The organism is Mesorhizobium sp. WSM1386, from assembly GCF_055901595.1.
On sequence record NZ_CM148373.1, the window covers coordinates 270061 to 282193 of the forward strand.

At 63.7% G+C, this 12133-nt stretch carries 10 protein-coding genes and 1 pseudogene; 7 read left to right on the forward strand and 4 right to left on the reverse strand.

What is annotated here, in order from left to right; translation table 11 throughout:
- Positions 1–40 precede the first annotated feature (40 nt).
- From AC0NIH_RS01255 to AC0NIH_RS01275, 5 genes are all read left to right on the forward strand, one after another.
- Complete coding sequence (locus AC0NIH_RS01255; RefSeq protein ID WP_473466214.1) at positions 41–1390, forward strand: glucoamylase family protein; 1350 nt, start codon at positions 41–43, stop codon at positions 1388–1390.
- Positions 1380–2909: a mercuric reductase gene (locus tag AC0NIH_RS01260; RefSeq protein ID WP_473466212.1), complete on the forward strand. Its 1530-nt coding sequence runs from the start codon at positions 1380–1382 to the stop codon at positions 2907–2909. Before AC0NIH_RS01255 ends, AC0NIH_RS01260 begins: the two co-directional genes overlap by 11 nt.
- A 129-nt stretch (positions 2910–3038) precedes the next feature.
- Complete coding sequence (locus AC0NIH_RS01265; protein WP_473466209.1) at positions 3039–3689, forward strand: bifunctional DNA primase/polymerase; 651 nt, start codon at positions 3039–3041, stop codon at positions 3687–3689.
- Positions 3686–5818, forward strand: a complete 2133-nt coding sequence (locus tag AC0NIH_RS01270) for a glycosyltransferase (RefSeq protein WP_473466207.1) — start codon at positions 3686–3688, stop codon at positions 5816–5818. Before AC0NIH_RS01265 ends, AC0NIH_RS01270 begins: the two co-directional genes overlap by 4 nt.
- A complete protein-coding gene (locus tag AC0NIH_RS01275) occupies positions 5815–7389 on the forward strand; it encodes a glycosyltransferase (protein WP_473466204.1) in 1575 nt (524 codons plus the stop codon). Before AC0NIH_RS01270 ends, AC0NIH_RS01275 begins: the two co-directional genes overlap by 4 nt.
- Positions 7390–7458: 69 nt before the next feature.
- Here AC0NIH_RS01275 and AC0NIH_RS01280 read toward each other — a convergent pair whose 3' ends face one another.
- Together AC0NIH_RS01280 and AC0NIH_RS01285 are read right to left on the reverse strand one after the other, a co-directional pair.
- Positions 7459–8034: a DUF1349 domain-containing protein gene (locus AC0NIH_RS01280; RefSeq protein ID WP_023775858.1), complete on the reverse strand. Its 576-nt coding sequence runs from the start codon at positions 8032–8034 to the stop codon at positions 7459–7461.
- A gap of 78 nt (positions 8035–8112) precedes the next feature.
- Positions 8113–9552 carry an aldehyde dehydrogenase family protein gene (locus tag AC0NIH_RS01285; RefSeq protein ID WP_352702729.1) on the reverse strand — a complete coding sequence of 480 codons (1440 nt, stop codon included), beginning with the start codon at positions 9550–9552 and terminating at the stop codon, positions 8113–8115.
- Positions 9553–9832: 280 nt separating this feature from the next.
- Between AC0NIH_RS01285 and AC0NIH_RS01290 the strand changes: the two genes are divergently transcribed.
- Together AC0NIH_RS01290 and AC0NIH_RS01295 are read left to right on the forward strand one after the other, a co-directional pair.
- Positions 9833–10492, forward strand: coding sequence for a TetR/AcrR family transcriptional regulator (locus AC0NIH_RS01290; RefSeq protein WP_473466333.1), 660 nt, complete (start codon positions 9833–9835; stop codon positions 10490–10492).
- Positions 10493–10584: 92 nt separating this feature from the next.
- A pseudogene (locus AC0NIH_RS01295) lies at positions 10585–10810 on the forward strand (FAD-dependent oxidoreductase); the annotation flags it as partial.
- A gap of 106 nt (positions 10811–10916) precedes the next feature.
- Here AC0NIH_RS01295 and AC0NIH_RS01300 read toward each other — a convergent pair.
- Together AC0NIH_RS01300 and msuE are read right to left on the reverse strand one after the other, a co-directional pair.
- On the reverse strand, positions 10917–11402 hold the full coding sequence (locus tag AC0NIH_RS01300) for a hypothetical protein (RefSeq protein WP_473466200.1): 486 nt from the start codon (positions 11400–11402) through the stop codon (positions 10917–10919).
- Between the two features lie 117 nt (positions 11403–11519).
- Positions 11520–12080, reverse strand: coding sequence for an FMN reductase (gene msuE / locus AC0NIH_RS01305; RefSeq protein ID WP_023775863.1), 561 nt, complete (start codon positions 12078–12080; stop codon positions 11520–11522).
- Between the last annotated feature and the right edge of the window lie 53 nt (positions 12081–12133).

The following is a 12133-nucleotide window of genomic DNA, read 5'->3' on the forward strand; positions in this document are numbered from 1 at the left end:
TCGGTGGGAGTCACGACCATCTGGCCGGAGTTTGCATCGTTTGCCTGAAGCATATCCCGCCACGCTGTCCGATGACGAACTACTGGATCGCTATCAGCGCGCCGCCTTCGGCTATTTCCTGGAGAATGTGAACCCCGACAACGGGCTGGTTGCCGACACGTCACGGCCGAATTCGCCGGCCAGCATCGCGGTCGTCGGTTTCGCGCTGTCCTGCTATCCGATCGGCGTCGAGCGCGGCTGGATGACGCGCGAGGCGGCGGTGGAGCTTACCCTCGCCGCGCTGCGTTTCTTCTCGGCCAGCCCGCAGGGCGGCGGCGACGAGGTCACCGGCCACAAGGGCTTTTACTACCACTTCCTCGACATGCGGACCGGGCTGCGCGTGTGGCGCTGCGAGCTGTCGATGGTCGACACCGCCTTGCTGATCGCCGGCTTCCTGGTGGCGAGCGCCTATTTCGCCGGCAGGGATGAGAAGGAAACCGAAATCCGCCAGCTGGCCGAGGCGCTCTACCGGCGCGTCGACTGGCGCTGGGCGCAAGGCAGCAGTCCGACCTTGCGGCAAGGCTGGAAGCCCAGGAGCGGCTTTCTGCACTATGGCTGGGAAGGCTACAACGAGGCGACGATCCTCTATGTGCTGTCGATGGCCTCGCCGGACAGCCCGACGTCCGACGACTGCTACGAAGGCTGGACGGCGACCTACCAGTGGGAAAACATCTATGGCCATGACGTGCTCTATGGCGGACCGCTGTTCATGCATCAGTTCTCGCATGCCTGGATCGATTTCGCCGGCATCCGCGATGCCTTCATGCGCGAGAAGAATTCCGACTATTTCGAGAACAGCCGCCGTTCGACCTACCTTCACCGCGACTATGCCCGGCACAACCCCTATGGCTTCGACGGCTATGGCGAGAACCTGTGGGGACTGTCGGCCGGGGATGGACCGGGCGGCTTCCGCGCCAGCGTGGAGCGACGGCGTCATCGGTTTTCCGGATATGCCGCGCGTGGGGCGCCTTTCGGGCCGGATGACGGGACGATCGCGCCATGGTCCTATCCGGCGTCGCTGCCCTTCGCGCCTGACATTTGCCTGGCTGCCTTGCGCCATCTCGGCGACCGCTATCCGCAGGTGATCGACAATTTCCGGCTGCCGAGCGGCTTCAATCCGACATTGGCCAGCCGGCGAAAATTCGGCCGCGACGGTTGGATCTCGGAAGGCCATTATGGGCTGGACCAGGGCATCGTGGTCATGATGATCGAGAACCACCGCTCGCGCCTGATCTGGGAGTTGATGCGGTCCAATCCTCACATCCGTCGCGGCCTGGACAAGGCCGGTTTCACCGGCGGATGGCTGTCGCAGCTCGCAAGCCCCGAGCCTGGGGGCCGCGATGTCGCATGAACGGACCAAAGCCGCCGCTTTCCCGGTCGACCGCAACGATGTCGAGCTGATCCGGGGCGCGCATCCGCCGCGCTGGAAGAACCCGGAGCCGGACGGTCCGTACAATCTCGTCGTCATCGGCGCCGGGCCTGCCGGACTGACCGCCGCGCGCGACGCCGCGAGCCTTGGCGCCAAGGTTGCGCTGATCGAGCGCGGGCTGATCGGCGGTGCGTGCGTCAATGTCGGCGGGGTGCCGTCGAAGTCGATCATCCGCACGGCCAGGCTCTATGCCGACATGCGCGACGCCGAGAATTTCGGCGGCGACACGCCGGAGCGTCTGCACGTCGACTTCGAACGCGCCATGATGCGGATGCGGCAGATCCGGGAGCGGATCAGCCGCGCCGATGCGGCCGCTGCCATCGTTTCGCAAGGCATCGACCTCTATTTCGGTGAGGCACGCTTCGCCGGCACGGACACGGTGATGGTCGCCGGCAAGACGCTGCGGTTCAGAAAGGCTTTGATCGCGACAGGTGCGCATCCAAGCGGGCCGGCGATTCCGGGGCTTGCCGAGGCCGGCTATCTCAACAACGAAACCATGTTCGATCTCACGAAGTGCCCGCCACGGCTCCTGGTCATCGGCGGCGGGCCGCTCGGCTGCGAGACGGCGCAGGCCTTCTGCCTGCTCGGTGCCAAGGTCATCCTGGCGCAGAGCGATCCGATGTTCCTGCCGGGCGAGGAACGCGACGCCGCGCAAATCCTTTCGGATGCGCTGGCGCGCGAGGGGATCGAGGTCCGGCTGAACACCGAAGTGGTGGCGGTGCGGACAAAGGGCGGCCAGAAGCTCGCCGACCTGATGCGGGACGGCGACGTGACGACCATTTCCGTCGACGAGATCATCACCGGCGTCGGCCGTTCGCCCAATGTCGACGATCTCGACCTGGAAAATGCCGGCGTGGTGTATGACGTCAACGGCATCAAGGTGGACGATCACCTGAGAACGACAAATCCGCACATCTACGCGGCGGGCGATGTGTGCCTCGAATACAAGTTCACCCATACCGCCGAAGCGACCGCCCGCATTGTCGTGCGCAATGCGCTGTTTCGCGGCCGCGAAAGGCTCAGCGACCTTGTCGTTCCCTGGTGCACCTATACCGATCCGGAGATCGCCCATGTCGGTCTCTATCCGGTGGAGGCCCGCCGGAACGGCATTCCGGTCAAGACCTATACGGTGCTGATGCACGATGTCGCCCGTGCCGTGATGGACGGCGAGGAAGAGGGATTCGTCAAGATCCATGTCAGGGAGGGGTCCGACCGCATCCTCGGCGCGACGGTGGTCGCCGCCCACGCCGGCGAGATGATCAACGCGGTGACGCTCGCCATCCGGTCGGGCATGGGATTGCATGCACTGGCCGACGTGATCCACCCCTTCCCGACGCAGGCCCAAGGCATCAAGATGGCGGGCGACGCCTACCGGCGAACGCGGTTCACAACCTTGCGCAGGCGTCTGGCGGCGCGCTGGCTGGCCTGGTCGAGGCGATGACAGCGCATGAAGCATGCTTTTCTCTGAAATGTCCGCAAAAACACGACCAAGTATCCCGCCCGGCGCTTGACGGCACCCAGTACGACTAGGGAAGATTGGACGCACGGTGCGACCGCGGAACACTCGGGGATGCAGCCTGCAGCTGAAACGGAATATGCAGTCCGGCTCTTGGCCAAGGGCTACATCTGCGTGCCGTTGTGTGCCGGGGGCAAGCATCTCGATCTCCAGGCAATGGAGTATCATCCCCTACATTTGCAGTCCCGTCGAAGGGACCTGAAAGAGTTGGCATTCCAATCGGTTGCCTTTCATCTGTCGCAGAAGCCGCCAACCGGTGACGACATCCGGCGCTGGTTTCGTAAGTTTGCCGGAAATGTCGGAATTCTTGGAGGGTACTCCAACCTTCTTATCTTGGATTTCGATGATGCCGCGACCTATCTGAGCTGGTCGAGCAAGCACGAGGCCCTTTTAAGTCGCACGCCGATTGCAAGATCGCCGAACGGGTTTCATGTCTATCTCAGGACGCGCGACCCGACGGCTTCGTCCAGCCTCTATGCCGGCATGCGCCGGATCGGCCACGTGAAGGCGCTTGGGGGCTATGTCGTTGGCAGCCCGTCCATGCTCAAGGATGGTTCGTCCTACAGCTGGCTGAAGGACCATTCACCATTCGACGTCGATCCGTCGCCCATCGAGGGCCTCGCTAGTCTCTCGCTTCGCGCAGTCTCGCCGTTCAAATACCACTATGACCGCATGCTGAACCGTGGCTTCTTCGAGCCCCCATGAGTATCCCGGACGGCGCGCGACCGGACATCAGCATCGTCATCCCCGCAAGGAATGCGGCCGCGACGATCGACGCGACCCTGCGCAGCCTTGTGGCCGACAGAGACCTCATCGGTGAGATCTTTCTGGTCGACGATGGATCCAACGATCAGACCGCGGCTATCTCGATCCAAAGCGCCCGCGAATATGAATTGCCGCTGCAGGTCCTCAGCATGCGGCTTGGCAGCGCCGGCGCCGCCCGCAACGCCGGTATGGCGCGTGCCAAGGGCAAGTTCCTGTTCTTCCTCGATGCCGACGACGAGGTGATCGCGGGAGGCTTGGGGCTGTTGCGTGAGGCGCTTGTGAGCAATCCCGGAGCCGGCCTGTCGATCGGATCCAACATTCGACGCACCGCGGGCCGGCCGGATAAGCTCAAGGCTCCACATGGATATACAAGCGATCGGGCCCTGAACGCCCGACGCTACCTCCTCAACGAGGCGTGGCCGATCGCCGTGGGAAGCGCATTGGTCACAGCTGCGGCGACGGCCGCCATCAGCTTTCCCGAAACGGCTGGTCTCGATGAGGATACTTGCTATTGGGCGGCCCTGCTTGCACGCTCCGACGTGGCGACGACCCCCGCACCGGTGCTTCTCTATCACCATGACGAAGCGAGAATGGCGCGGCGATTCGTCCAGACCCCCCGAGCTACATTTCTCGCGATAGCACTGGAACTGGACAAGCTTGCCGGTTTAGGCATTGCTAAAGACGTTCTGCAATGGAGGAAAGCCTGGATCGCGCAGCGGATTTCCAGACAGCTCCTCAAGCACAAGCGATACGGGGCTGCGATGCGCATGATGCGTGCCGTTCGCGCCCACAAGACCCTTGGCGGGAGTTGGAAGACATTGCAATATCATACCCGAATTCATGCCGGGGCCATGGTGGAGCGGCCTGGCCATCGGTTGGATGCCAGGAGGGACAGGGAAAGACGCACGCTGATCGTGTCGTACGACCCGGCCTTTCCGCCAACTTCAGGTTCGGATCTGAGAAACTACCGCAATGCCGACGCAGCCGCCAGGTTCGGACCGGTGTGCCTGGTTTCGGTGAAGCCGAAGTTCGCGGGGAATGCGGCTGATCCATTGATCCGCGTCGAGGCCCTGTCGATCGAGGGTGAGCCCCGCACGGCCTCGGTCGGGTGGTGGCGCACCAGGGCGGAGAATCGCATACCGCGTTCCGCCCTGGCGCGGCTTGAGGCGCTCGCCCGTGAATTCCGCCCTGACACCATCATTGTCGAGGGCGTCGGCCTGTTCAAGCTGCTGCGGCCGCTGCGCCCGCTGGCGGCGCAGCTCATTCTCGACATGCACAATGTCGAGTCCGACCTTGCCGCACAGATCAGGCGTCTCAGTGCCAAGCGAACCGCGGCGGCATTCGGCGTCAGGTTCCTTGAAAGAAAAGCGCTGTCCCTTGTCGACAGGGTATGGGTCTGCTCGAACCTGGATCGCCAGAAGCTGATGAGGCTTTCCCGGCACAAGATTCCTATCCACGTGGTTCCGAACGGAATTCCGCAAGCCAGCGATGTTCCCACGCACCTGGCTGCCGAGCCGTCGACCGGCAACGGCTTTCCGGTGATCGTGTTCATCGGTCATCTCGCCTACCCGCCAAACGTCGATGCCGCGCAGCGATTGGCCGGTGTCATATTGCCCCGTATCCGACACGCCCTGCCGGATGCCAGGCTTGTCCTGGCTGGACGCACGCCGAGACCGGCCGTGCAGGCACTGGCCAGATTGCCTGGTGTGGAGCTCATCGAGGATCCCGCCGACGTGGCGCCACTCTTGTCCAGCGCGCATCTCACCGTCGTTCCGCTGACGGCGGGTGGCGGCACACGCATCAAGATCCTGGAAGCAATGGCCGCGGGCGTGCCGGTGATCGCCACGCCGATCGCGGCCGAGGGCCTGGACCTGGTCGAGAACGACGAGGTGCTGCTGGCTGACACCGACGAGACGCTTGCCGAGATGGCCATCGGACTCTGTCTCGACCCCGAACGCCGGGCGCGGCAACGCCTTCGCGCGCATCAGGCGGCATGGGCAAGGTTCGGCCTGCAAGCGATCCGCGACGCCGTCCGCGACGGGCTTGGACCAAACGGCCCCGCCGCATGATTCCAGCAATCCTGCACCAGACGTGGAAGACCGACCGTGTCCCCGCGCGCTTCCAGGCGTATGCCGACAGCTGGAAGCGGCACAATCCACACTGGACGGTGATGTTCTGGAGCGACCGGATGCTGCTCGACTTCATTGCCGAGCACTACCCGGATTTCCTGCCGGTGTTCTGCACGTACCCAAACGGCGTGGAGCGGTCGGATGCGGCCCGCTACATGCTTCTGCATCATTTTGGCGGGGTCTACGCCGACATCGATTGCGAATGCGTCGCGCCCTTCGATCCGGTCATGAACGAGACCCGGATCGTGCTGTGCAAGGAGCCGTCTTCGCATTCGGCCGTCCAGATGGAATTTCGTGGCCTGCCCTATCTCCTGTTCAACGGGACGATAGCGAGCCCGCCCGGTCATCCGTTCTGGCTGCATCTCTTGTCGATGATGCCCGGGCTCGCCGGCGCCAAGGACGTGCTCGACGCCACGGGTCCTTGCCTGCTGACCTCCGCCCAGCGCAATTACGGCGATCAGTCGGCCTTCGCCATTCATCCCTCCGGCCTGTTCACGCCGGTGACGTCGGCCGGCAGCGCCGAGCGCGAGGCCGACGACGACACGACAGCGCTTTCGATCCATCACTGGGCCGGCACTTGGTGGATCCCTGAGCCGCCGCCGAAATGGACCACCAAGCTTCGCAATCGAGCCTACCGGCTTTGGTATCAGCTGACGCGTGGCGCGTATCTCGATGAGGCCGTGGCGAAAGCAGGCGTCGACAAAGCGGTCCTGTCGGCGCCGCCGCCTTCAGGCAAAAATGTCGCCGTACTGGTGCCGCTTCGCGACGCCGCCGACCTCATCCAGCCATTTCTCGATGCGCTGGAGGGGCTCGACTACCCGAAGGAGAGGATCAAGCTGGTTTTCTGCGAGGGTGACAGCCTGGATGGGAGCTGGGAGCGGCTGCAGGCCGCGACGGCGGGATTAGCCGGCAAATATCGTGACATCGTCCTGCTGCAAAGGCGGGTCGGCACCAGCCTCGACCGGGCAAAACGGGCAAAGCCCAGAATGCAACGCGTGAGGCGGGGCGCGATCGCCAAGGTGCGAAATTACCTGATCGATCACGGGCTGAGCAAGGACGACGACTGGGCACTGTGGATCGACATCGACGTCTGGCGCTTTCCCGGCGATGCCCTCAACCGGCTGATCGCCACGGGACATCGCATCGCGGTGCCCAACTGCGTGAAGGTCGCCGGCGGCGGCAGTTTCGACCTCAACAGCTTCATCATAAGGCGGCAGACAAGGGATTATCGCTACTACCGCGACATCCGTGGCGGTCTCCACCAGCCTCCCGCGCAAACACCAAACCGGTATCATCTCAGCGATGTCAGGCATCTCGACATCATCGGCCTCGATGCGGTCGGCGGAACCATGCTCCTGGTCGATGCCGCCTTGCACCGCGGCGGCCTTCGTTTCCCCGAAAATCCCTACCGCGACCTGATCGAGACCGAAGCTTTTGGCGTGCTCGCCAACGATCTCGGCATCAGGCCGGTCGGCCTGCCTAAGCTGGAAATACTGCACGTGCCGTGGTGAGCCGGCAGCCGCCAAAGTTTCTTCCCTAAGGGTTCCAGATCGGCGATGGCCGCAGATGTCGCCAAGGCGTCAGTCATGCAACTCGCGCGATATCGGCGGACCGACAGAGTAGCCGGAGAATGTGACCTCGAAACCCTCGCGCTGCGGCGAACAGCACATCATGCCGACATCGACCGTCTTCGAGACCGGGAAATAGGCGAGCCGCACCGGCTTCCAGTGACCGTCCGAAGCATCGAGATACTGGACGCGGATCGCCTCGGCGTGGCGGGTCAGGCGGATCCTGACGCCGTCCGGGCCGGCATGAATGGCCACCAGCGACCAGTCCGACGTGTCGTTGGTGACGACGACGGAGACATAGGCGAGGCCGTCCGTGTATTCGATGCCGGCCTTGATCCAGTGCGTTTCGCTCAGCCGGAGCATCAGCCCCGCCTGGTCGTAGAGCACCTTGTAGTCGCCCTTGACGGTGACTTCGGCGGTGAAATCGCCCTCGACCGGCCGATGCAGGAAATGGCCGTTGTCGCGCCAGAAACCGTAGAAGGTCTCACGCCAGAAATCGGTCTCCTTGCCGGTGCGTGCATGGACGGTATCGCCGTCGATGGCGTGGTGCGGCGGCGGGTTGAGCCAGGTCAGGTCCTGCAATGCCATGGCGACGCGCCGATCCGTTTCTTGAGCTGCGTGACCGCTCGCGGCCCGACTGGCCGGCGCCGACCACCTTGCGCCCGATCAGCCTGCAAACGTGTAGGCGGTCTTCACCGTGGTGTAGAACTCCATGGCATAGCGGCCCTGTTCGCGCGGGCCGAAACTCGAGCCCTTGCGGCCGCCGAAGGGAACGTGGAAGTCGACGCCCGCCGTCGGCAGATTGACCATCACCATGCCGGCTTCGGAGTTGCGCTTGAAGTGGGTGGCGTGCTTCAGGCTCGACGTGCAGATGCCCGACGTCAGCCCGAAAGGCGTGTCGTTGGCGACGGCAAGCGCCTCGTCATAATCCTTGACGCGGATGACGCTGGCGACAGGGCCAAAGATCTCCTCGCGCGAAGAGCGCATGGCATTGGTGGCCTCGGTCAGCAGCGCCGGGCGCAGGAAGAAGCCCGGCGTCTTGCGGTCGAGCCGTTCGCCGCCGAAGGCGAGGGTCGCGCCTTCCCTGACACCGATGGCGATGTAATCCTCGTCCTGCTTCAGCTGAGTGGCGTCGACGACGGGGCCGATCTGGGTCTGCGCATCGAGCGCATCGCCGATGACCAGCTTGCCCATGCGGTCCTTGAGTGCGTCGACGAAACGATCGTGGATGGCGTCGGTCACGATCAGCCTGGACGAGGCCGTGCAGCGCTGGCCGGTCGAGAAGAAGGCGCCGTTGAGCGCGCAATCGACGGCGACCGCGAGATCGGCATCGTCGAGCACGACCAGCGGGTTCTTGCCGCCCATTTCAAGCTGGAACTTGCGCATGTGCTCGACGCTGGCGGCGGCGACGCGTTTTCCCGTGCCGACCGAGCCGGTGAAGGTGATGGCGTTGACATCGGGGCTGTCGAGCATGGCCTGGCCGACCACCGAGCCCTTGCCCATGACGAGGTTGAGCACGCCCTTGGGCAGGCCGGCGCGATGCAGGATGTCGACGATGGACCAGGCGCTTTCGGGAACGAGTTCCGCCGGCTTGAAGACGATGGTGTTGCCATGGGCCAAAGCGGGCGCGATCTTCCAGGCCGGAATGGCGATCGGGAAATTCCAAGGCGTGATGATGCCGACCACGCCGACCGCTTCGCGGGTGATCTCGACGCCGACGCCCGGGCGCACGCTTGGCACCATTTCTCCGGACAGGCGCAATGTCTCGCCGGCGAAGAAATCGAATATCTGGGCGGCGCGAATGGTCTCGCCGATGCCTTCGGCCAGCGTCTTGCCCTCCTCGCGCGCCAGATTGCGGCCGATCTCGTCCTTGCGGACCATGATCTCGTCCGCGGTCTTCTTCAGCACCGCATGGCGTGCCAGCGGACCGGAGCGGGACCATGCCGGAAACGCCGCCTTGGCCGCGGCGATTGCCTGGCCGGCCTGTTCGACGCCAGCCGAGGCATATTCGCCGACGACGTCGCCGGTATCCGAGGGGTTGATGTTGCGGGAACCGGCGTCGCCGACCCACTCGCCATCGATGAGGTTCTTGCGAAATACGTTCATGATCTTGCCTTCCTTGCCTTGGCTGCTGGCTTGGCTGCTGGCCGCGCGGCGGCATCCGTCTGAATTGGTATTTGCCAGACAATTGCCTTGCGGGAAAGCACGCACTGGCCGATGCGCCGCGACAAAAATCCTCAGGCTTGCCTGCGCCGATGGTGTGGCGCTTTTTCGACAACGAACGGCTAACATCCGCGGGGCGCCATCCGGGCCAAGACGAATCGGCTCTGTACAGAAGTGTCCACGATCTTGATTTGCCCGATGCGGCGTGTCATGCGTCGTGCCGATGGCAGCAATCGAGACGACGATCCAGCGCACCGGCGCCACCGGCAACGTCAAGGCCACTCGTGAAGACTGGCTGAAGCTTGCGCTAGAAACACTGATCTCGGATGGTGTCGAGCGCGTCCGCGTGCTGACGCTTGGCCAGCAGCTCGACGTCTCGCGCTCGAGCTTCTACTGGTATTTCAGGAGCCGGCAGGACCTCCTCGACCAGCTGCTGGACCACTGGCGGCAGACCAACACAAAATTCATCGTCGAGCGCGCCAGGCGGCCTTCCGACACTGTGGTCCGCGGCGTGATGAGCATCTTCGAATGCTGGGTCGACGAAAGGCTGTTCGATCCCCGGCTGGATTTCGCGATCCGGGCCTGGGCGCGCCGTTCGCCGGCAATCCGGCGCGCGCTCGACGAAGCCGACGAAGAACGCGTCAACGCCATCCGCGACATGTTCATGCGCCATGGTTATAACGAGGAGGACGCATTCGTTCGTGCCCGCATCCTCTACTTCATGCAGATCGGCTATTACTCGCTCGAACTCGACGAGCCGATGAGCAGCCGTTTGCCTCACGTCGCTTCGTACCTGCGCAGCTTTACCGGCCAGGAACCCACGACCAAGGACGTCGAGGATTTCTCGCGCTATGTGGTGGAGACGATGGCACGCAAAGGTTAGCACCAGCCGTCGCGCGCAAAGTGATACCGAACTAGACATATATGTACAATGCCAATACGCTTCCCTGAGACAACAGGCTTGTCCGCAGCACCATGACCAGACGCTATTCCGCATTATCGCTCTTCAAGGAAGGTCTGGCCGGCCAGACCGGTTGGAAGCAGGCCTGGCGCTCGCCCGAGCCCAAGCCGGCCTATGACGCAATCGTCATCGGCGGCGGCGGACACGGGCTGGCTACGGCCTATTACCAAGAACCACAACATCACCCGAGTGGCCGTGCTGGAAAAAGGCTGGATCGGCGGCGGCAACACCGGTCGAAGCAAGCTGCGTATCCATGTCGACCGCGGTCTTGCCGCCTACCTCTGGACGTGGATGGAGCAGGCCGCGGGCCACATCGCGGCCGGAAGCTAGCCAGCCATGATCACGCTCACAGCGTGAAGGACCAAAACAGACAGGCCAGCGTCGCGGCGGCGAAGACCACGAAGAACAGGCTGCGCAGCAGCACGTTGCGGCGCAGCTCGTTCATGACGAAGTGACAGCCGATGACGACCACGGCAAACAGGAACCGCCAGTTCAATAATGCCAGCGGGGCGCTGCCCTGCCCGAAGGCCCATCTTGCAAGAAGACCGCCGACAATGGTGGCAAGCAGCACGATCACTGTCCAGAAGATCGCGTCGGCGGCATGGGTCAGCACGATGCTGGCCGCACGGATCGGCAGGATCATCATCAGCAGCGCGCTGAAGAAGTAGACGGCGGCCAGCGGAATGAACGTCCCGGCATCGGCAATGCCGTCGAGGCGCCTGACGCCGATCGCCCCATAGGGATAGCCGTGCCTGGCCACCGCAAGGCTCAACGCCATGAGCAAGGCGGTCAGCACAGCGACCAGCGCGAAGGATATGAGGGCTTTGCTCATGATGTTCCTGTCCCAGAAGAATCAGACAGGAACGTTGTAGCCGGCGGTCGTAAACTGCGGGTAAGCGAGCTTACCCGGGACGCCGATTCGACCTCTGCGCAAGCCGATGACGAGAGGCTATTCGGCGGCGACCCTGCCCGCCGACCGGTTCGCCAGCACGAAGCCGATCTCGTCCACGGCCTGCGCGGCGCGCTTCAGGATCGCCTCGGAGCGCAGCACGCCGTCGGTGAAATCCTTGTCGGTGGCGTAGACGGCGGTCGGCAGGGTGAAGGCCTCGAAGAAGCCGAACAGCGGCCGCAGCTGGTGTTCGACGATCAAGGCGTGGCGCTCGCCGCCGCCGGTCGCGGTCAGAAGGATGGGCTTGCCGCGCAACGCGGCCGGATCGATGAGGTCGAAGAAGTGCTTGAACAGGCCAGTATAGCTGCCCTTGTAGGTCGGCGAACCGACCACCAGCACATCCGCGGAGAGGATCTGGGCCAGGATCGGTTGCGCCTGGCTGTCGAGGTCGCGTGCCCACCTTGCCGTGCCCAGCGATGGGCCGACATCCTCGATGTCATAGGTGCTGGCCGACAGGCCGTGGCGCGCGGCAATGTCCCTGGTGACGAAATCGACGAAGGCACGTGTCTTTGACGGCCGGGTGATGTTGCCGGAAAAGCCGACGACTGTTGGATTTGACATGGCGGTGGGCCTCTTGATGGTCGAAGTTTTTACTAAAGCGAGCTTTCGCCCGC